Raw genomic sequence first — 18,535 nt, 5'->3', positions numbered from 1 at the left:
AGGGGAGGCCTCGCTCAGACGTTGCGGGCATATCGTTTGTGCGCAGCCCTAAGCCAGAAACACCCTCTCGAACTCCTGCTTGCCCTTTGGCGAGAACACCACGGCGCGGCTGTCCTTCTCGCGCCGCGCCCATTTCTCGGCGATAACCTTGTCGAGGATGGCGGCGCCCAGCGCGCCGGCCAGATGCGAGCGCCGCACACTCCAGTCAAGGCAGGCGCGGCAGACCGGCCGCCTGGCCTTGGTGTCGATCTCGATGCCGAGCGCGGCGAAATGCGAAATGGCTGACGGTGACAGCCTGATCTCGTTGTCGTCGCGCAGCAGCACTTTCCTGCTGACGAGGCGGTCGAGTATCGCCACGGCCTGCTCGCCGGCGAGATGGTCGTAGCACACACGCGCCACGCGCATCGCCGCATCTCGCGGTCCCGGCCGCACCCGCTTCGGGCCGACGGCTTCGGCAACGCCGATGATCGCCTCGATCATGCCTGCCACCTGCGGACCGGCGAGACCGTAGTAGCGATGGCGGCCCTGGCTGGCGAGCGTCAGCAGTCCGCCATCCATCAGCTTGGACAGATGCGAGGAAGCGGTGGGCAGCGACACGCCGCCCTCCAGCGCCAGTTCCGATGCGGTCAGCGCCGTACCGCCCATCAGCGCGGTCAGCATATTGGCGCGTGCCGGGTCGCCGACCAGGCTGGCTATGCGGGCGATATCGGGTCCTTCACGCATGGTTCGATCTTTATCGAAGCATCCCCGTGAGGGAAGCATTATTCTCGGGCGAGCTCAAGGAGCGCGGCGAACGCTCCTGACGGAAGAATGCCTAGCACACCGAGGGCAGTGATGTTTCGACCGTGGTCGAACTGTCGCCGCCACAAGCCAACCGACGAGGAGAGACCGACATGACCATCACGTGCTTCATCCGCTACGAGATCGATCCGTTCGGCAAGGCGGCCTTCGAGCAATATGCGCGCGCCTGGGGCCAGGCCATCCCGCGCTGCGGCGCCGACCTGATCGGCTATTTCGCGCCGCATGAGGGCTCTGCCACTATCGCTTATGCGGCCTACAACATCGAGAACCTCGCGGCCTACGAAGCCTATCGCGCCCGCCTTGCCGCCGACCCCGCCGGCAAGGCAAACTACGAGTTCGCGCGGCGCGAGAAATTCATCCTGAAGGAAGACCGTATCTTCCTGAAACTGGTGTCGGGCCCGCATGGGCCGAGCAAGGTTTTCGACACCAGCGTAACGGTGAAGGAAGGGATAGAGGCATGATCGCCGTCATCTTCGAGGTCGAGCCGGCCGAGGGAAAGCGCGATGCCTATCTCGGCATCGCCGCCGAGCTCAAACCTTTGCTCGAAAGTATCGACGGCTTCATCTCGGTCGAGCGCTTCCAGAGCCTGACCGATCCGAAACGTATCCTGTCGCTGTCCTTCTGGCGTGACGAGAAAGCGGTGAAGGCCTGGCGCAACACCGCGGAGCACCGGCAGGCGCAGAAGGCCGGTCGCGGCGGAATCTTTGCCGGCTATCGTCTCCGCATCGCCCATGTCGTGCGAGACTACGGGCTGAACGAGAGGGCCGAGGCGCCGCAGGATAGCCGAGCGGTGAACGGGTAAGGTTCCCCCTTCTCCCCCTGTGGGAGAAGGTGTCGCCGAAGGCGATGGATGAGGGGTGCTCCAGAGAACACCGACCTCTCACTCCGCTGGAACACCCCTCATCCGTCTCGGCGCTGACGCGCCGATCCACCTTCTCCCACAAGGGAGAAGGAGACGGCTCAAGCATTCCCGATCAGCACGCCTGCCCCGAACACCAGCGCGCCGCCCAGCACCACCTGGAAGGCGGCGCGCCAGAACGGTGTCTGCATGTAGCGGTTCTGGATGAAGGCGATCGCCCAGAGCTCGAAGAACACCACGATCGCGGCGACGATGGTTGCCGTCCAGAAATAGGGAATGAGGTAGGGCAGCGCGTGGCCGAGCCCGCCCAGCGTCGTCATGACGCCGACGGTGAGGCCGCGCTTGACGGGCGAGCCGCGCCCCGAAAGCTTGCCGTCGTCGGAGGCGACCTCCGTGAAGCCCATCGAGATGCCGGCGCCGATCGAGGCGGCGAGGCCGACGAGAAAGGTCTGAAAGGTCGCATGCGTGGCGAAGGCGGCGGCGAAGATAGGCGCCAGCGTCGACACCGACCCGTCCATCAGCCCGGCGAGCCCCGGCTGCACATAGGTGAGGATGAACTGCCGCTGCTCGGCGCTTGCCTCCTCCTCCTTCACCTCCCCCGGGACATGCGTCTGCTCGAGCTCATGCGCGGAATTCTCATGGCCGAGCTCGGCCGCGGCCAGGTCGTCGAGCAGTTTGCGCGTCGAGGCGTCGGTGGTGCGCTTGGCCGCCTCGACATAGAAGCGGTAGGCCTGCCGCTCCATGTCCTCGGCCTGGCGGCGTACATGCTCGATGCCGAGCGGCCGCACCAGCCAGTCCGGCTTGCGCTCGTAATAGCCTCTGACGTGCTCGCGGCGGATCAGCGGAATGCGCTCGCCGAAGCGCTTGCGGTGAAGCTCGATCAGGGAATCGCGATGGCCGTCCTCCTCCTCCGCCATCGCCTCGAACACCTTGGCCGATTGCGGAAAGTCTTCCGCCAGCCCGTCGGCATAGGCGCGGTAGATGCGCCCGTCATCCTCCTCGGAAGAGATCGCCAGCGCCAGGATCTCCTGCTCCGACAGCGAATCGAAGGAGCGGCGGCCGAAGCCGAAAACACGGGAAAGCATGAGAAAATTACCCCAGATTAGAATCATTCTAAACTAGGCACTCACAGGCCCAGGGTCAATCGCGGAGGTCGTGTGTGTGGCAGAATTCGCAGAACTGCGTTCCCGCCCTTCATTATTGCCGAATGTTCACCTATATGTCGTTCATCAGCCAAAATCGAAGGAACGAGGAATGACGGACAAGAAGCCCCCGCATGCATTCGACCCGAAGCCTGTTCTCGATCTCATCGCCAGCATCGAGGCCGACCTGCAGCGCCTCAAGGGTCTGGTCGAGCAGCAGGCCGAAAAATTCGACCCCGCCAATCCGCATAACAAGACGCCGGACGGCAAGCTGACCGACGAAGGCGTCGAGTGCTGCTACCGCATGTTCGACGAGGGCAAGTCGCGCTATACGGTCGCCCAGCAGATGAAGATCTCGTTTGCCGCCGCCACCCACCGCTTCAACAGCTGGCGCAAGCTGGGTGGCAAGAAGCGGACGCCGACATTGTTGGGGTGAGGAGGCCGCGCAACGGCCAGAGGGCGTCGGCGCTGAAGCCGGCCATCTCCCCCAAGGGGTCCGCAAGGGGGAAGATCAGCGCCTCGCCATCCGTCATCATCACCAACATTGTCTCCATCACATTTTTTCGTTGGCGCGTCGGCATAGTTTGCGTGCAGCATGGGCGGGTCCGATCCTCCGCGAGACCACACACGATGACCACCCTACCCGGCATTTCCGACATCCAGGCCGCCGCCGCGCGGCTTTCCGGCCTGGCCGTGGAAACACCGCTCATCGAATCGCCCGAGCTCAACGAGCGCTATGGCGGGCGCATCCTGTTCAAGCCGGAGACGCTGCAGCGCACCGGCTCCTTCAAGATCCGCGGCGCCTATAACAAATTGTCGTCGCTCACCGAGGAGGAGCGCAGTCGCGGCGTCGTCGCTTTCTCGTCGGGCAACCACGCGCAAGGGGTCGCGGCGTCCGCCGCGATGTTCGGCGTCAAGGCGGTCATCGCCATGCCGGCCGACGCTCCGGCGCTGAAAGTGGGCAATGTCCGCAAGATGGGCGCCGAGGTGGTGCCGTTCGACCGCTACAAGGACGACCGCATGACCATCGTCCGCCCCTATGTCGAGAAGGGCATGGTGCTGGTGCCGCCGTTCGACGATCCGGCCATCATTGCCGGCCAGGGCACGATCGGGCTGGAGTTGATGAAGCAGGCGAAGACGCTCGGCGTCAGCCTCGACGCGGTGGTCATCCCCTGCGGTGGCGGCGGGCTGTCGAGCGGCATCTCCGTCGCCGTCAAGGACGCCTCGCCGCGCACCGCCGTCTGGGCGGTCGAGCCCGAGAATTTCGACGACACGCGCCGTTCGCTGGCCAAAGGCGAAAGGGTCTCGAACCAACCCGGCCATACCTCGATCTGCGATGCGCTCCTCACCGCCGAGCCCGGGGCCATCACCTTCGAGATCAACCGCCGGAACCTCGCCGGCGCCATCGCCGTCTCCGACAAGGCCGCCGCGCAGGCGATGCGCGACGCCATGGCCTACCTGAAGCTGGTGGTCGAGCCTGGTGGCTGCGTCGCGCTCGCCGCGCTCTCATCCGGCGAAATCGACCTCGCCGGCAAATGCGTCGTCGTGGTGCTTTCCGGCGGCAATGTCGATTTCGGCACCTATGCGAAGATTATAGCGGCGGTGTAGGTTCTGCCGCGCGCGGGCCGGAAGCGCCGCTGTCCGCCAGCATAAAAAGGGCGTGCGCTGCAAAAACGCTTAATCCAGCGTCCTCCTGAACCGCGCCAATGCTACGCCTGCGAACACCGCCACGAACACCGCCAGCCAGCCGATCTCGGCGGCTACCGCGGTGAAGTCGGCGCCCTTCAGCATGACGGCGCGGGTGATGCGCAGGAAATGCGTCAGTGGGAAGATCTCGCCCAAAATCTGGGCCCAGCCCGGCATGCCGCGATAGGGGAACATGAAGCCGGAGAGCAGCAGCGACGGCAGGAAGAAGAAGAAGGTAAGCTGCATCGCCTGCATCTGCGAACGCGCCATGGTCGAGATCGTATAGCCGAGCAGCACCAGCGAAAGCACGAAGACCAGCACCGAGGAGAGCAGCAGCGTCAGGCTGCCGACGAACGGAACGCCGAACAGAAGCTTCGCCGCCACCAGCACAACCGTCATCTGCACGGCGCCGACGACGAGGAATGGCAGCACCTTGCCCAGCATGATCTCGGTCGGGCTGGACGGCATGGCGAGCAGGTTCTCCATGGTGCCGCGCTCGGTCTCCCGGGTCAGCGCCATCGCCGTCATCATTACCATCGTCATCTGCAGGATAACGCCGAGCAGGCCCGGAACGATGTTGTATTGCGAGATACCTTCGGGGTTGTAGCGTCGGTGCACCACCACCTGCAGCTGCTGCTTGGCCGACTCGGCGGCCGCTGCCTGCATGCCCTGGGCGCGCAGCAGCGCCTGGCTCGCCACCGTGCCCAGCGTCGAAATGGCCCCGCTAGCCGCCGCCGGATCCGTCGCGTCGGCCTCGATCAGGATCTGCGGACTGTCGCCGCGCTCGACGCGCCTGGCAAAGTCGGCCGGGATGGTGACGACAAAGGAGACGGCGCCCTTGGCTATCAGCATCTCGGCCTCGGCCGCGCTCTCGGTTACATGGTCGAAACGGTAGTAGCGGGTCATCTGCAGGGCGGAGACCATGGCACGCGTGTACTGATCATTGCTCATCGCCACCAGCGCCGTCGGCAGGCTCTTTGGATCATTGTTGATGGCGAAGCCGAACAGCACGAGCTGTAGCAAAGGCACGCCCAGCATCATGGCGAAGGTGATGCGGTCGCGCCGCATCTGGATGAATTCCTTGATCAAGAGCGCCCCGAGCCTCGCGAAGGAAAAGACCGCTCTCAAGCCATCTTTCATGCCATATTGTCCTTCGAGCCGGCCATGAACTGGATGAACACGTCTTCCAGGCTGGTCTCGCCCGGCGCCACCGTCACGCCCTTGTATTCCTTCTCGACGTCGGCAAGCGCCTTTTCGAGCGCCGCCTTGTCGGAACCGACGACATGCAGCGTGGCGCCGAACGGCGCCACCTGGTCGACGCCCGGCCGGCCCTCGAGCGCTTCGGCCACTCGGCCGAGCCGCGGTCCCTGCACGACGAAGGTTGTCAGGCCGGCATTCCTCACCACCTCGTCCACCGTGCCGCTGGCGAGCAGCTTGCCGTAGGAGATGTAGCTGATGCGGTGGCAGCGCTCGGCCTCGTCCATGTAGTGGGTGGAGACCAGCACCGTCAGCCCGCCGCTCGCCAGCCTGTGGATCTCGTCCCAGAACTCGCGCCGCGCCTTCGGGTCGACGCCCGCCGTCGGCTCGTCGAGCAGAAGCAGCTTCGGCTTGTGCATGATGCAGGCGGCCAGAGCCAGCCGCTGCTTCCAGCCGCCGGAAAGCGTTCCGGCCAGCTGATTGCGGCGCGTGCTCAAGCCAAGCTCCTGCAGCGTCCGCGATACATATTCCTCGACCGGCTTCAGCTGGTAGAGCCGCGCCACGAATTCCAGATTTTCGCCGATTGTCAGATCCTCGTAGTACGAGAATTTCTGCGTCATGTAGCCGACTTCGCGCTTGATCTTGAGCGAGTCGGCGAGGATGTCGAAGCCCAGTACCGTGCCCTCGCCCTCGTCGGGCGTCAGAAGCCCGCACATGATGCGGATGGTCGTCGTCTTGCCGGAGCCGTTCGGCCCGAGGAAGCCGACGATCTCGCCCTCGGCCACCGCCATCGTCACATGGTCGACGACGGTCTTGTTGCCGAAGCGCTTGACCAGTCCGCGGACGTCGATGACGTTCATTTGCCCAAATCCGCTAGGTCGACGTCGACGATCTGGCCGGGCTGCAGCGGCCCGGTATCGCCCTCCGGCCGCGCCTCGACGAGATAGACCAGCTTCTGCCGGTTCTCCAGCGAGTAGATCACCGGCGGGGTGAATTCCGGATCGGGCGACACATAGCTGACGCGCGCCTTGAGGTCCGGCCCGCAGCCGTCGCAGCGCACGCTGAGCCGCGTGCCGACCCTCACCGAGGAGAAGGCCGTCTCCGGCACATAGACGCTGAGTTTTACGGCGCCGTCGGGCAGCATCGAAAGCACCGGCGCGGTCGGTCCGGCCGTGTCGCCGGGATTGCGGATCACGTCGTCGATGCGGCCGGACGACGGCGCCGCCAGCACGCGCTTGGACAGGCGCCACTTGGCCTGCCCCAATTCCGACTGCGCCTGCTTGACCTGGTTTTCGGCCGCCTTGATCGTCTCGGCGCGCCCCGGCAGGCCGCCGACGGCGAGGTTGGCTTCGGCCTGGCCGACCTGCGCATTAGCGGTTTCCAGCGAAGCCGAAGCGGTGTCGTAATCGGCCTGCGTGCCGGTGCCGCGTTTGTAGAGGTCGCTGGCGCGGTCATATTTGCGTTTGGCGTCGGCGGCCTGCGCCTTCGCCATGTCGACCTGCGCCTTGAGCACGGCGATCTCTTCCGGCCGCTTGCCCACCTGCAGGTCGGCGAGCTGCGCCTCGGCCTGCGCAAGCGCGGCCTCAGCCTGCGCTACGGCGATCTTGGCGTCGGCATCCTCCAGCGTCGCCACCGGCATGCCTGGCGTCACCCGGTCTCCGCGCTTGACGCCGACCGTCGCCACCTGGGCCACCTCGATCGGTGCCATCAACACATATTCGCCTTCGACATAGCCGACGGCGAGCGGTGCGGCCGGCGCGCAGGCGCCGAACAGCTGGGCCGCGAGCGGCAGCGAACAGAGAAAACTCATGATTTGCCCTTCTTGCCGGCAGCCGCGTCGCGTGCCGCCAGCATTGCCCTGAGGTTGTCGGTCGCGACCGCCACCACTTTGGCGGCCTCCTTGTTGCCGATCTCACGCCAGCCCATCCTGCGCAGCACCGCCTCGCCGCCGATGCGGAAATAGATGACTTGCCCGATCATGGTGAACACGGTGAGCTTAGTGGCCTCGCTCTCGGCCGGTTCGCCGGTGGCCTGCTCCCAGATCCCACAAAGGCGGCGGTGCGTCGGTTCGAACACGCCGGCATAGATGCGGTCGAGCGCAGCCGTCGGGTGCGAGAGCTCGCGCAGTACGAATTGTACGATCTCGCCGGCCTGGGGGCTTGCCACGATAAAGCCGACCATCCGCTCCAGCGCGGCGAAGAGCTGCGCCCGCGCCGCTTCCGGGTTTGTAGGGGCGGCCGCCTGGGCCCCGAGCGCCTGGCCGGCGATCCCCTGGATGGTCTCGACGATGAAGTCGGCAGCGGCGGCGCGCAGGCCCTCCTTGCCGCCGAAATGATAGGCGATGGAGCCGATATTGGCCTTCGCCTCGGCTGCGATCTCGCGCGTCGAGGTGCCGTCGAAGCCTTGTCGCCCGAACAGTTTGAGCGCCGCGCGCACGAGCGCCGCGCGCGTTTGATCGGCGGCAGAGGTCTCGCGTGGCGGCCGCTTGGCGTCCGGTTGCTTGTTCATGCCGATCGTTTTAATCAATCGATTGATTAAAGTCAAATTGTTTCCCGACTCGGCCTTGCCATGTCGGCGCCCACACGCTTTAGTGCGCGGCCATGGGCAAGGAAGTCGAGCGCAAGTTCCTGGTCTCTGATCCCGCCTGGCGCAGCCTGGTCGAGGCGGATATCCGCATTCGCCAATTCTACGTCGCCGCGCAGCCCGGCCGTACGGTGCGCATCCGCATCAGCGACGGACGCTCCGCCGAGCTGACGCTGAAGTTCGGCGACAGGGCGCGCGAGCGCGACGAGTTCGAATATGCGATCCCTCTCCACGAGGCCGAGGAGATGATGGCGTTCGCTATCGGGCGTGTCATCGAGAAGACACGCCACCATGTTAGACACCGCGGCTATCTCTATGAAGTCGATGTATTCGGCGGAGTGCTCTCGGGGCTGGTGGTCGCGGAGTTGGAGACGCCGGAGGACGTACCTGACGAAATGCTGCCCGACTGGCTCGGCCGCGAGGTCACCGGCGAGTCGCGGTTTTACAACGCATCGCTGGCCCTCGGGGGGATTCCGGAGATCGCCGCATGAGCTTTCGCATCGATCCGCGCTTGCCGCTGACCGGCGAGGTCAGGCGCATATTGGCCGACGAGATCGGCAAGGCGCTCGGCCATCTCGAGACGGCGCGCGACAAGCCGGAGCAGGGGCTGCACAAGTGCCGCAAGCGGCTGAAGAGCGTGCGGGCCTTGTTGCGCCTGGTTCGTTCCGGAGACGAATCGTTCTCCCAGACTGAAAACGAATGTTATAAGCAAGTATCGGCGCTGCTTGCCGGTCCGCGCGAGGCGACCGCCCTGATCGAGACGATCGACCGCCTGGCCTCAGCCTTTCCGGAGCAGACCGCCGGCGGCGGCCTCGACGCTGTACGCGAGCGGCTGGTGTTGCGTCAGCATGAGCTCCATGCCGGCCCTGGTCTCGACGCCGCCATAAACGCGGCGGTCGCTGCTTGCCGCGAGGGGCTGGAGCGCATCGACAGGCTGTCCCTGCCAGACCAGCCGGAGCAGGCGGCCGACATACTGGCCGAGGGCGCCCGCGCCACCTTGCGGCGCGCGAAAAAGGCGCTGGACAAGGCCGGCGCGCGCGGCGAGGCCGATGATTTTCACGATCTGCGCAAAGCGGCCAAGACGCACTCGATGCATCTGTCGCTGCTGGGGCGCCTGTGGCCGACGCCGATCAAGGCGCGCCGCAAGGCGGTCGACAAGCTCGGCGAATTGCTCGGCGAACTGCATGACGTCTTCGTCATGCGCGCGCTGCTTGCCGCCGAGGGCGAGCCGCTCGGCCCGGCCGAAGACACCAAGCTTCTGCGCAAGCTCCTGAAGCGCTCGGAAAAGAGCCTCGGCAAGGCCTGCCTTGCCGATGCCGCCGATCTGTTCGGCGACAGCCCCAAGCGCTCGGCCAAGAAGCTCGCGCGCAAGGCGCGCGACGATCTCGCGCCGCCGCATGAAGAGGCAAAAGCGGCTTAGGCGCGGCGCCTCTCCTTCTCCCCTTGTGGGAGAAGGTGTCGCCGAAGGCGACGGATGAGGGGTGTTCCAGGGAATGAGGCGTTGGCGATTGCGGCTTTGGACGAGCGCTTCGGCCAAGCTGGAACACCCCTCATCCGTCTCGGCGCTGCGCGCCGATCCACCTTCTCCCACAAGGGGAGAAGGGGAGCTACGCCGGCAGCGCCCGTTTCTCCTTCGCCGCCTTTGCCCCCGCATCGCGTGGATGCGGCCCGATCGGCATGATCGCCGGAAACGGCGTCGCGCCGAAGGCAAAGGTCCATTTGTAGCCGACGAGCTGATCTTCCGGCGTGGTGTGCTGGTCATGGTGGGCAAGCAGCCTTGCGCGCTCGGCCAGGTCCTCCGCCTCTCGCCGCACCATCTCGGCCGTTTCCGGCCGCACGCGCCGCGAGAAACTGACGAAGGTCGCCTGCCGTTCCATATGGCCGATCGCCCAGCCGATGAAGTTCTTGTTGGTCGTCTCGAAATGCGGCTTCAGCGGCCCCTCGAAATCCCACTGGATCGGCGTCTCGACCAGCAATCTTGCAGAGAGGCCGCGCCCGAGCGCCACCAGCCCGAGCTCTTCCAGATCGCGCAGATAGAGGAACATCGAGGCTTCGCTGAGGCCCTGCGAGCGCATGATGCCTTCGGGCGTGAATTTCTCGGTGAGCATGATGAAGACGAAGAGCAGCGCCGGCCGCGCGGCCAGCCTGCGCTCGATCTCCGGCGCGACGCGGTTGGCGGGTCCCGGCCCGCGGTTCATCGACCCCAGCACGTTCTCCAGCTCCACCTCCGCCGCGGCGCAGATCTCCATCAGCCGGTCGAGCTTGCAGTTCCGCTCATGGAAGATGCGCTTCACCGTCGGCTCGGAAACACCCATGCGTTCGGCCAGCGTCCGGTAGGTCAGGCCCTTGGCCTTCAGCGTTCGTTTCAGAGCCTCAAAGATCGGACCGTTCATGGAATGCACCTCGTTTGCGTGAATTCGTATCGATCTTCGATACTAGGCTCGAACCGCCTTTCGGAAAAGTATCGAAAAACCTAGCTCTCCGTCATCACAACGGGAGAGCAATCATGAAGACACTCATCGCTTCGTTCTTTCTTGCCGTCGCCGGCATCGCAACGGCTCCCGCCGCCCAGGCCGGCGAGATCTGGCGCGCCGGCGGCTTCGAGCAGCCGGAATCGGCGCTGGTCGATGCCGCCAACGAGCGGATCGTCGTGTCCAACATCGTCGGCGATCCAGGCAAAGCGGACGGCAACGGCTATTTGTCGCTGCTGTCGATGGACGGCAAGGTCATCGCCGGGCACTGGGTGGGCGGCATGGACGCGCCCAAGGGCATGGCGATCGCGGGCGGCAAGCTTTACGCCGCCGACATCACCAAGGTCCGCATCGTCGATCTCGCCAGCGGCAAGCTGGTCTCGACCATCGATGTGCCAGGGGCGGTTTTCCTCAACGACATGACGGCCGATGCCTCGGGCAAGGTCTATGTCACGGACATGCTGGCTGACACGATCTACCGCATCGATGGCGACAAGCCGGAGCTGTTCGTCAAGGATGCGCTGCTCGCCGCGCCGAACGGCGTGTTCGCCGATGGCGAGAGATTGATCGTCGCGTCCTGGGGCAAGGGCATCAAGCCCGACTTCAGCACCGTGGAGCCCGGCGGCCTGCTGGCGGTTGATTTGTCGAGCAGGAAAGTGACGGCTTTGCCCGGCGCGCAGAATTTCGCCGACCTCGACGGAGTCGTCGCCATCCGAGACACTATCTACGCCACCGCCTACATGACCGGCACGCTCTACAGCTACAAGGCCGACGGCGGTAGCGCAGTTCAAGCCGGGCAGCGCCGACATTGGCACGGACGGCAAGCACATCTTCGTGCCGCTGATGGGCGAAGGCGAGGTTGCAGCGCTGTCGCTGGATTGAGCCAGGCGCGCTACTGCCAGGGCCAGGGCATGAGCAGAGACCTTGGGTGCGACGATCAAGAAGGTACTGGAGCGCCGCGTTCCTTCGCGCCCCCCTCTGTCCTGCCGGACATCTCCCCCACAAGGGGGGAGATTGGCAGCTTCGGCGCCTCGCTCGTCCTGCAACGTTGGAGATTGGCGAAACCCGGCGAGACGGGGGCATGCCTGATCGTCCCCGGCTGCCTGATCGTTGCGCGCGCAAACCCGAAACTTGCCGAGCCGATCGAAGCGGCTGTTTGATGATCCGTGGTTGGCTCGATGGCGGCCGCGGCTCAGCCTTGCTGGGTCTGCGCCACGGTGGACTTGAGGCGAACGCCCCGGCCGCCGCGCTCGCTCGCCCGGTTCTCGCCGATCAACTCGACACCGATGTCGTCGAGCGCCTGGATGAACTTCATCAGCGAGTCGACGACGCCCCTGACGACGCCATCGCTCGCTTCCATGCGCTGTATTGTCGGAAGCGAAACCCCGGCGCGCTCGGCGCGCGTTCGCTGGTCGATACCGGCCAATGCCCTCGCAGCGCGCATCTGTGCGGCAGTCATCATCGACCTGCATCCATGTCAAAACATGCAATGTCGATGTACAGTATAAACATTCCAATGTCTAAGGCATCATTCCAAGGATCGACGGGGGATCACTCGCTGTCCGCCACCACATTGCGCCGCTGCAGCACCCGGGCCGCAAGCCAGCACAGCATGGCCCAAGCGAAGCCGGCGCACCAGCCGGCGAGCACGTCCGACGGCCAATGCACGCCGAGATAGACGCGGCTGGTGCCGACCAGCACCGTGGTGAGCACGGCGAGGCCGAGCACGAAGATCTTCGTCCTGCGGTTCGGCAGGAACCGCGCGGCGAGCGAGCCCAGTGTGAGATAGGTGACCGCAGACAGCATCGCGTGGCCGCTGGGAAAGGATAGCGAGGTCTCGTTGACCAGGTGCGAGACGAGATCGGGCCGCGGCCGGTCGACCTCATGCTTGAGCAGACTGGATACCGCCTGCCCGCCGGCCACCGAAACGAACACGAAGAGTGCCGTCCCCGGTCGGCGGATGAGCAGGAAGTAGCCGATCGCCGCGGTCGTGATCAGCACCAGCACGGTGGTGCTGCCGAGCGCGGTGATGTCTCGCATCGCGCCTTGCAGCCAGGGCGGACCGATCGGACTGTCCGGTTGGCCGGCATGGCGGACGGCGAGCAGGATTTCCGTGTCGAAGGCGTGCGGGCTGGTGGAGCGCGCCACCTCCATGAGTTCCACCAGGCCCCATAGCCCGCCAGCGATCACCAGCCCGGCCAGAAGCATCGGGAATTCTATCCGGTTGAGCAGCGCGTTGGCGGTCGATTTCATCGGGGGCCTTAGAGCAATTCCAGGAAAAGTGTGTAACGGTTTTCCGTCCGGAATTGCGTCAAAACAAAGAGATAGAGCGGTTCGCCGTTTCCGTGAAACGGTGAAACGCTCTAGGTCCGGCTACAGCCGCTGCATATAGGGCCCGAGCGTGATCAGAGCGACGGCCGCGATCGCCAGCACGACGCCAGTGGCTTGCAATGCATTCAATCGTTCGCCGAAGAAGACCAGCGCCACGACATTCACCGACACCAACTGGATCACCGCCGACAGGCTGAACGACACCGACATGCCGAATTCGCGGATCAGCCGCAGCATGATCAGATTGCCGGCCGAATAGAGCGCGAGCGTCAAAATGATCTTGGCCAGGCTCGGCGCCAGCCCCCATTGCTTGGCCGCGGTTGCCGCCAGCAGGAAGATCACGGTCGAAACGCCAAGCTGCGCCAATCCCCAGAAACTCACGGTTTTCATTCCCTCTCGAAGCGGCCTGCGTGCGCCCGCTGCCGTTGTTGTTTCCGAAGCACGAGAAGCCGTCAAGCTGAACGCGTCCGGCAGACGCTCTCCTACGGGATCGAAGCCGAATGCGCTCCGCTGTCGCCGTCGGCGCCCGCGCGGCGACTCTTCGGCGAATCGTAACCAAAATGTCCTTGGTCGCGATCGACATGCAATGTCGGCCGAGCGAGTTGAGAAATCATCAGCCGGCAAATCAGTCTTGTTTAATCACGCCGATGTCACGAAAATGTGATCGGGCACCTTTAGGGATCGACAGGTCGCAGTTCCAGCCACCCTCAAGAAGCCAGAGGACAGCCATGACCCAATCCCCTGAAACCCGCTTCCGCACCAGCCAGCTCGAGGAGAATGACGGCCCGCCCGTCAATCCCAGCGACAACCGCACCATGGGCGAGATCATTGCCGCTCGCTTCTCGCGCCGCGGTTTCCTGAAGGGTTCGCTGGCCGTCTCGGCGATCGCCGCCGCCGTCAGCCCGCTGGCGCTGGTCGCGGCCGACGAGGCGCGCGCCGCCGGGGCCTCGGCCTTCAAGTTCGACGAGCTCGAGGCCGGTATCGACGACAAGCACCATGTCGCGCCGGGCTATGACGCCGACGTGTTGTTGCGCTGGGGCGATCCGCTGTTCGCCGATTCGCCGGACTTCGACCCGCTGAAGCAGTCGGCCGGGGCCCAGGCCAGGCAGTTCGGCTACAACAACGATTACATCGGCTATATCCCGATCGACGGCTCGGCCGAGCATGGCCTTCTGGTCGTCAACCACGAATACACCAACCCGCATCTGATGTTCCCGGGCATCGTCAAGATCGTCGAGAAGGACGGCAAGAAGGCTGCGGAGGTCGCGGCGCTCTCGAAGGAGCAGGTCGATGTCGAGATGGCCGCCCATGGCGGCACCATCGTCGAGATCCGCAAGGAAGGCGGCAAATGGCAGGTGGTGCGCGACGGCAAGCTCAACCGCCGCATCACCTCCAACACGCAGATGCTGCTTTCCGGCCCGGTCGCTGGCCATGACCGCGTCAAGACCAATGCCGACCCGTCCGGCACCAAGGTCATCGGCACCGTCAACAACTGCGCCGGCGGCGTCACGCCCTGGGGCACCTATGTGATGGCCGAGGAGAACATCCACGGCTATTTCTCGGGCGAGCTGCCGGAAGGCCACAAGGAAGCCGCCAACTACAAGCGGCTCGGCATCCCGGAAGGCGCTTACGAATGGGGCGCGCATTACGACCGCTTCAACCTCGCCAAGGAGCCGAACGAGCCCAACCGTTTCGGCTGGATCGTCGAGGTCGACGTCAACGATCCGAATTCGGTGCCGAGGAAGCGCACCGCCATGGGCCGCTTCAAGCATGAGGGCGCCGAATCGATCGTCGCCAAGGACGGCCGCGTCGTCTTCTACCTCGGCGACGACGAGCGCTTCGACTATGTCTACAAATTCGTCACCACTGGTAAGTTCAATCCCGATGACCTCGCGGCAAACATGAACCTGCTCGACGACGGCACGCTCCATGTCGCCAAATTCGCCGAGGACGGCTCGGTCGAATGGATGCCGATCGTGTTCGGGAAGGCGCCGCTGACGGCGGAGAACGGCTTTGCCTCCCAGGCCGACGTTCTCATCGAGACGCGGCGCGCCGCCGATCTGCTCGGCGCCACCAAGATGGACCGGCCGGAGGACATCCAGCCCAATGCCGGCAACGGCAAGGTCTATGTCATGCTGACCAACAATTCCAAGCGCAAGGCCGATCAGGTCGACGCCGCCAACCCACGCGCCGAGAACGCCTTCGGTCACATCATCGAGATCGTCGAGGACGGCGGCGATTTCGCCGCCGCCAATGGCAGGTGGGAAGTGCTGCTGAAATGCGGCGATCCTTCCGTTGCCGATGTCGGCGCCACCTTTTCGACTGCGACCACAGCCCATGGCTGGTTCGGCATGCCGGACAACTGTGCCGTCGACTCGGCCGGCCGGCTCTGGGTCGCCACCGACGGCCAGGGCCCGAAGGCCACCGGCCGCACCGACGGCCTGTGGGCGGTCGATACGGAAGGTGCCGCGCGGGCGACCTCAAAACTGTTCTTCCGCGTGCCGATCGGCGCCGAAATGTGTGGCCCGCTCTTCGCGCCGGACGACCAGACTGCCTTCGTCTCGGTGCAGCATCCGGGCGACGGCGGCGAGGACTGGGAAGGCTTCGGCCGCCCATCCTACTACGAGGACCCGTCGACGCGCTGGCCGGACTTCAAGCGGGACATGCCGGTGCGCCCGGCGGTCGTCGCCATCACCAGGCAGGGCGGCGGCAAGATCGGCGTCTGATTGGTGCGATCTGGAACGCGGCATCGTCGCAGACGTTGGGGATTGGCTGAGGCCTCCCCGACGTCGACGAGGGGCATCCGCAACCCCAGCTACCCAGCGCGTCGAACCACGGCCATGTTCACGGTGGTTCTCAAGCGGAAGCCGATGGACTCATAGAGGCCGACGGCCAGTGCGTTGCTGTCATAGGCGTGGAGATAGGGAACCTCGCCCCGCGCCATGATCCGGCTTGCCACGAACAGCGACAGCAGTCTGGCAAGGCCACCGCCACGGAAATCGGGATGCGTGCACACGCCGCTGAGCTCGCAATGGCCGGGCTGCTTCATGCGCTCGCCGGCCATTGCCGCAAGCCTGCCGTCGATCTTCACGCCCCAGAACTCGCCGAGGCTCAGAGCCTCCAGCGTGAACGGGCCGGGTTTGGTGAGCGAGGCCAGAGCGAGCATCTCGGCCGCATCGTCGGGTGTCAGTGGTTGCACCCGTTCGTCGGACACGGCCTGCGTCGGCCGCTCGGCGGTCATCTGCACCAGGGTCGCTGTCGAGACCGCGGAAACTTCCGCAGGCAGGGCGATCGGATCGGTCTGAACCACGATCGAGCTTTGAAGCGGCGGCAGCAGCCTGGCCAGAGCCCGCAGGCTTTCTTCGTCGTCCGTCGCGGTGGCAGCGAAAGGAACGATCGACGGCCGGTACCGCCGGGCGAGGCCGTCGCCTTCCGCGAAGGCCTGGTGGCGCGTCGCAAGCGCGCTCCAGATGGGACGGTCGAGAACGTGTTTCATCGCGCAGACTCCGGCTTTTTCGCGCGGCGGTCGAGCGAGGTCGCGGCCAGCCGATCCTCGATGGCGGCGAGCTGGCCAAGCAGCGGCCCGGAGAGGTCCGCGCACAATTCCGCGACCGCACCCTCGATGCGCGGCCAGACATCGCGCTTCGCGGTATCGACCAGCCGCCGGCCGCTTGCCGAGAGGGAGACGATCCTGCGCCGCTGGTCGTCGTTCGATTGCGTGACCTCGACCAGGCCTAGCTCGGTGAGCAGCGACGCGGCACGCGTGACACCCGGTTGTGCGACGCCGAGCGATTGCGCCAGCTCGCCGACCGGCAGTGGCCCCAGTCTGTCGAGCGCCGCGAGCAGGGGGTACTGGCTCGACTGGATCCGCACATCCAGTTGATCCAGCACGCGCTGCGTATCGGCCTGCAATTGCTCGCCGATGCGCTTCAGCCTGCTGCCCAGGCACAGAAAGCCGAGGGATCGCAATATGTCTTCCATGGCCGAGCTCATTCGAAATAAACGATAACTAGTTATATAACAACGCATGGAAAGTCAAGCTGCTCGGCACCGTGCAGCCTTCGGACATTTCCTCTTCATTCGCCGCCCATAGCATCCTATATGGCGCTGGCGCGACATGACCGACAGTCGGTCGCGCCAAGGCGACTGATTCGAGGCCCGTGGGCTGCGGGTCTCTGTTCATCGGCACGCGGAAGCTCATGCCCTCCCTGCGCATCCATATCGACAGGTTTCTCGAAGGCGCGGCGCCCAAGGTGCCGAAGCGGGAGCTGACGCATCTCGAGCGGCTGGCGCTGGTGCGGCGGCATGGCGACTTCTCGCTCGCCTATTCCACCGCCGTGCAGCAGAAACTGTCCTATTTCAGTGACGGCGACGGCTACATCGCCTTCGGCACCAAGATGAAGCACCATTTCGCGCTTGGCGATCCGGTGGTCGACCCGGCGGAACGGCCCGGCTACATCAAGCGTTTCGTCGAGGCCGCCGGCGGCCCCTGGTTCGTGCAGATAAGCGCCGCCACGGCAAAGGTGCTGGCCGGGCTCGGCTATCAGGTCAATCGGCTGGGCGTCGACACCAGGCTGCAGCTGCCGGCGCATGATTTTTCCGGCAAGCGCAACGAGACCGTGCGCTATTCGGAGCGCTGGCTGGCGAAGAAGGGCTTCACCTTCGCCGAGGACAGGAAAAACATGCTCCTCGACGAGGTGTCGCGGCTTTCCGAGAACTGGCGCGGCGAGCGCATCGTCAAGCGCTGGGAGATGGGCTTCCTCAACCGGCCCTTCGCCGATCATCTCGGCGCCGACATGCGCCGCTTCGTCCTGCATGGTCCCGGAGGCGAGCTCGTCGCCATCCTGGATTTCGATCCGCTGTTCAGCGACGGCAAGGTCATCGGCTACACCACCGCCTTCAAGCGCAAGCAGGTCGACGCCACGCCGCATGCCGAGATCGGCCTGACCAAATTCGCCGTCGACCGCTTTCGCGAGGAGGGCATCTCGGTCGTCACGCTCGGCCTCTCGCCGCTGCTCGACGTCGAGCCGAGCGGCTTTGCCGAATCGAGCTTCTGGCGCGGCGCCTTCCAGCGCGCCTACGAGTCGCCCTGGGTCAACCGCTCGCGCTTCAACCTGCAGGGCCAGGCCGCCTTCAAGCGCCGCTTCCACGGGCAGGAGGAGCCGACCTACATCGCCTTCCGCAAGGGCACGCTGATGGAGATGCTGGGGCTTTTGCGCCTGATCAAGGCGATTTAGCGGGGCGATTAAAAAAGATAGCCGGCGCCGTGATCCGTCACACCCACCTCTGGCCTGCCGGCCATCTCCCCCGCAAGGGGGGAGATTGGCAGTTCTGGTGCTCCGCCATTCCTCCAACGTTGGAGATTGGCGAAACCGGCTGAGCGTTCAATCTCCCCCTTGCGGGGAGATGCCCGGCAGGGCAAAGGGGGGTGCTGTCCCGCCAGCGTTTCGGATTTTCTGAAACCA

21 protein-coding genes are annotated in these 18,535 nt (G+C 65.1%); 9 read left to right on the top strand and 12 right to left on the bottom strand.

The annotated features are described in order from the left end of the window. Positions 1 to 48: 48 nt before the first annotated feature. Positions 49 to 723: a winged helix-turn-helix domain-containing protein gene (locus P9236_RS23850; RefSeq protein ID WP_278077047.1), complete on the bottom strand. Its 675-nt coding sequence runs from the start codon at positions 721 to 723 to the stop codon at positions 49 to 51. Positions 724 to 893: 170 nt separating this feature from the next. Here P9236_RS23850 and P9236_RS23845 point away from each other — a divergent pair, with 170 nt between their 5' ends. Both P9236_RS23845 and P9236_RS23840 read left to right on the top strand, forming a co-directional pair. Further along, complete coding sequence (locus P9236_RS23845; RefSeq protein ID WP_278077046.1) at positions 894 to 1,262, top strand: NIPSNAP family protein; 369 nt, start codon at positions 894 to 896, stop codon at positions 1,260 to 1,262. Then, complete coding sequence (locus P9236_RS23840; protein ID WP_278077045.1) at positions 1,259 to 1,603, top strand: antibiotic biosynthesis monooxygenase; 345 nt, start codon at positions 1,259 to 1,261, stop codon at positions 1,601 to 1,603. The genes P9236_RS23845 and P9236_RS23840 overlap by 4 nt, the downstream gene beginning before the upstream one ends. Positions 1,604 to 1,761: 158 nt before the next feature. Here P9236_RS23840 and mbfA read toward each other — a convergent pair whose 3' ends face one another. Continuing rightward, on the bottom strand, positions 1,762 to 2,745 hold the full coding sequence (gene mbfA, locus P9236_RS23835; RefSeq protein WP_278077044.1) for an iron exporter MbfA: 984 nt from the start codon (positions 2,743 to 2,745) through the stop codon (positions 1,762 to 1,764). A gap of 169 nt (positions 2,746 to 2,914) precedes the next feature. Here mbfA and P9236_RS23830 point away from each other — a divergent pair, with 169 nt between their 5' ends. Both P9236_RS23830 and P9236_RS23825 read left to right on the top strand, forming a co-directional pair. Next, positions 2,915 to 3,238 (top strand): hypothetical protein, encoded by a 324-nt coding sequence (locus P9236_RS23830; protein ID WP_278077043.1) that lies wholly within the window; start codon positions 2,915 to 2,917, stop codon positions 3,236 to 3,238. A gap of 194 nt (positions 3,239 to 3,432) precedes the next feature. Further along, positions 3,433 to 4,410, top strand: coding sequence for a threonine/serine dehydratase (locus tag P9236_RS23825; RefSeq protein WP_278077042.1), 978 nt, complete (start codon positions 3,433 to 3,435; stop codon positions 4,408 to 4,410). Positions 4,411 to 4,479: 69 nt separating this feature from the next. Here the strand turns inward: P9236_RS23825 and P9236_RS23820 are convergent, their stop codons facing one another. Genes P9236_RS23820 through P9236_RS23805 form a run of 4 tightly spaced genes read right to left on the bottom strand, consistent with a single transcriptional unit; the run spans position 4,480 to position 8,193 of the window. Next, the gene (locus tag P9236_RS23820) at positions 4,480 to 5,628 is read right to left on the bottom strand and encodes an ABC transporter permease (RefSeq protein WP_347405204.1); all 1,149 of its coding nucleotides are present in this window, start codon (positions 5,626 to 5,628) and stop codon (positions 4,480 to 4,482) included. After that, positions 5,625 to 6,545 (bottom strand): ABC transporter ATP-binding protein, encoded by a 921-nt coding sequence (locus P9236_RS23815; RefSeq protein ID WP_278077041.1) that lies wholly within the window; start codon positions 6,543 to 6,545, stop codon positions 5,625 to 5,627. The genes P9236_RS23820 and P9236_RS23815 overlap by 4 nt, the downstream gene beginning before the upstream one ends. Further along, entirely contained in the window at positions 6,542 to 7,495 is a 954-nt protein-coding gene (locus tag P9236_RS23810; protein ID WP_278077040.1) for an HlyD family efflux transporter periplasmic adaptor subunit, read from the bottom strand. The genes P9236_RS23815 and P9236_RS23810 overlap by 4 nt, the downstream gene beginning before the upstream one ends. Further along, complete coding sequence (locus P9236_RS23805; protein WP_278077039.1) at positions 7,492 to 8,193, bottom strand: CerR family C-terminal domain-containing protein; 702 nt, start codon at positions 8,191 to 8,193, stop codon at positions 7,492 to 7,494. Before P9236_RS23805 ends, P9236_RS23810 begins: the two co-directional genes overlap by 4 nt. Before the next feature lie 92 nt (positions 8,194 to 8,285). On the opposite strand from P9236_RS23805, the gene P9236_RS23800 reads away from it, so the two are divergent. Together P9236_RS23800 and P9236_RS23795 are read left to right on the top strand one after the other, a co-directional pair. Then, on the top strand, positions 8,286 to 8,759 hold the full coding sequence (locus tag P9236_RS23800; protein ID WP_278077038.1) for a CYTH domain-containing protein: 474 nt from the start codon (positions 8,286 to 8,288) through the stop codon (positions 8,757 to 8,759). Further along, complete coding sequence (locus P9236_RS23795) at positions 8,756 to 9,688, top strand: CHAD domain-containing protein (protein ID WP_278077037.1); 933 nt, start codon at positions 8,756 to 8,758, stop codon at positions 9,686 to 9,688. Before P9236_RS23800 ends, P9236_RS23795 begins: the two co-directional genes overlap by 4 nt. 187 nt (positions 9,689 to 9,875) lie before the next feature. Here P9236_RS23795 and P9236_RS23790 read toward each other — a convergent pair whose 3' ends face one another. Then, positions 9,876 to 10,661, bottom strand: coding sequence for a helix-turn-helix transcriptional regulator (locus P9236_RS23790; protein WP_278077036.1), 786 nt, complete (start codon positions 10,659 to 10,661; stop codon positions 9,876 to 9,878). A gap of 113 nt (positions 10,662 to 10,774) precedes the next feature. Between P9236_RS23790 and P9236_RS23785 the strand changes: the two genes are divergently transcribed. Beyond that, entirely contained in the window at positions 10,775 to 11,899 is a 1,125-nt protein-coding gene (locus P9236_RS23785) for a hypothetical protein (protein ID WP_278077035.1), read from the top strand. A gap of 32 nt (positions 11,900 to 11,931) precedes the next feature. Here P9236_RS23785 and P9236_RS23780 read toward each other — a convergent pair whose 3' ends face one another. The 3 genes from P9236_RS23780 to P9236_RS23770 form a co-directional block, all read right to left on the bottom strand. Further along, positions 11,932 to 12,201 (bottom strand): helix-turn-helix domain-containing protein, encoded by a 270-nt coding sequence (locus tag P9236_RS23780; protein WP_278077034.1) that lies wholly within the window; start codon positions 12,199 to 12,201, stop codon positions 11,932 to 11,934. A gap of 89 nt (positions 12,202 to 12,290) precedes the next feature. Beyond that, positions 12,291 to 12,992 carry a phosphatase PAP2 family protein gene (locus P9236_RS23775; protein WP_278077033.1) on the bottom strand — a complete coding sequence of 234 codons (702 nt, stop codon included), beginning with the start codon at positions 12,990 to 12,992 and terminating at the stop codon, positions 12,291 to 12,293. 120 nt (positions 12,993 to 13,112) lie between these two features. Continuing rightward, the gene (locus P9236_RS23770) at positions 13,113 to 13,451 is read right to left on the bottom strand and encodes a hypothetical protein (RefSeq protein WP_278077120.1); all 339 of its coding nucleotides are present in this window, start codon (positions 13,449 to 13,451) and stop codon (positions 13,113 to 13,115) included. Positions 13,452 to 13,798: 347 nt separating this feature from the next. Between P9236_RS23770 and P9236_RS23765 the strand changes: the two genes are divergently transcribed. Next, positions 13,799 to 15,796, top strand: coding sequence for a PhoX family phosphatase (locus P9236_RS23765; RefSeq protein WP_278077032.1), 1,998 nt, complete (start codon positions 13,799 to 13,801; stop codon positions 15,794 to 15,796). Positions 15,797 to 15,885: 89 nt separating this feature from the next. On the opposite strand, the gene P9236_RS23760 is transcribed toward P9236_RS23765, so the two are convergent. Then, entirely contained in the window at positions 15,886 to 16,566 is a 681-nt protein-coding gene (locus P9236_RS23760) for a GNAT family N-acetyltransferase (protein WP_278077031.1), read from the bottom strand. Continuing rightward, positions 16,563 to 17,051, bottom strand: coding sequence for a MarR family transcriptional regulator (locus tag P9236_RS23755; protein WP_278077030.1), 489 nt, complete (start codon positions 17,049 to 17,051; stop codon positions 16,563 to 16,565). Before P9236_RS23755 ends, P9236_RS23760 begins: the two co-directional genes overlap by 4 nt. Before the next feature lie 218 nt (positions 17,052 to 17,269). On the opposite strand from P9236_RS23755, the gene P9236_RS23750 reads away from it, so the two are divergent. Beyond that, a complete protein-coding gene (locus P9236_RS23750; protein WP_278077029.1) occupies positions 17,270 to 18,307 on the top strand; it encodes a phosphatidylglycerol lysyltransferase domain-containing protein in 1,038 nt (345 codons plus the stop codon). Positions 18,308 to 18,535 lie beyond the last annotated feature (228 nt).

Origin of the sequence: Mesorhizobium sp. WSM4884 (genome assembly GCF_029625675.1) — a bacterium.
Taxonomy (GTDB): domain Bacteria; phylum Pseudomonadota; class Alphaproteobacteria; order Rhizobiales; family Rhizobiaceae; genus Mesorhizobium.
The sequence above is the reverse complement of the archived record's forward strand: the minus strand, read 5'-3'. Positions and strand labels throughout refer to the sequence as shown.

Coding starts and splice junctions, on each gene's coding strand:
- P9236_RS23785 (WP_278077035.1), top strand. CDS start 10,775: ATGAAGACACTCATCGCTTCGTTCTTTCTTGCCGTCGCCGGCATCGCA.
- P9236_RS23810 (WP_278077040.1), bottom strand. CDS start 7,495: ATGAGTTTTCTCTGTTCGCTGCCGCTCGCGGCCCAGCTGTTCGGCGCC.
- P9236_RS23780 (WP_278077034.1), bottom strand. CDS start 12,201: ATGATGACTGCCGCACAGATGCGCGCTGCGAGGGCATTGGCCGGTATC.
- P9236_RS23805 (WP_278077039.1), bottom strand. CDS start 8,193: ATGAACAAGCAACCGGACGCCAAGCGGCCGCCACGCGAGACCTCTGCC.
- P9236_RS23750 (WP_278077029.1), top strand. CDS start 17,270: ATGCCCTCCCTGCGCATCCATATCGACAGGTTTCTCGAAGGCGCGGCG.
- P9236_RS23845 (WP_278077046.1), top strand. CDS start 894: ATGACCATCACGTGCTTCATCCGCTACGAGATCGATCCGTTCGGCAAG.
- P9236_RS23850 (WP_278077047.1), bottom strand. CDS start 723: ATGCGTGAAGGACCCGATATCGCCCGCATAGCCAGCCTGGTCGGCGAC.
- P9236_RS23820 (WP_347405204.1), bottom strand. CDS start 5,628: ATGAAAGATGGCTTGAGAGCGGTCTTTTCCTTCGCGAGGCTCGGGGCG.
- P9236_RS23815 (WP_278077041.1), bottom strand. CDS start 6,545: ATGAACGTCATCGACGTCCGCGGACTGGTCAAGCGCTTCGGCAACAAG.
- P9236_RS23795 (WP_278077037.1), top strand. CDS start 8,756: ATGAGCTTTCGCATCGATCCGCGCTTGCCGCTGACCGGCGAGGTCAGG.
- P9236_RS23755 (WP_278077030.1), bottom strand. CDS start 17,051: ATGGAAGACATATTGCGATCCCTCGGCTTTCTGTGCCTGGGCAGCAGG.
- P9236_RS23765 (WP_278077032.1), top strand. CDS start 13,799: ATGACCCAATCCCCTGAAACCCGCTTCCGCACCAGCCAGCTCGAGGAG.
- P9236_RS23825 (WP_278077042.1), top strand. CDS start 3,433: ATGACCACCCTACCCGGCATTTCCGACATCCAGGCCGCCGCCGCGCGG.
- P9236_RS23760 (WP_278077031.1), bottom strand. CDS start 16,566: ATGAAACACGTTCTCGACCGTCCCATCTGGAGCGCGCTTGCGACGCGC.
- P9236_RS23830 (WP_278077043.1), top strand. CDS start 2,915: ATGACGGACAAGAAGCCCCCGCATGCATTCGACCCGAAGCCTGTTCTC.
- P9236_RS23840 (WP_278077045.1), top strand. CDS start 1,259: ATGATCGCCGTCATCTTCGAGGTCGAGCCGGCCGAGGGAAAGCGCGAT.
- P9236_RS23800 (WP_278077038.1), top strand. CDS start 8,286: ATGGGCAAGGAAGTCGAGCGCAAGTTCCTGGTCTCTGATCCCGCCTGG.
- P9236_RS23775 (WP_278077033.1), bottom strand. CDS start 12,992: ATGAAATCGACCGCCAACGCGCTGCTCAACCGGATAGAATTCCCGATG.
- mbfA (WP_278077044.1), bottom strand. CDS start 2,745: ATGCTTTCCCGTGTTTTCGGCTTCGGCCGCCGCTCCTTCGATTCGCTG.
- P9236_RS23790 (WP_278077036.1), bottom strand. CDS start 10,661: ATGAACGGTCCGATCTTTGAGGCTCTGAAACGAACGCTGAAGGCCAAG.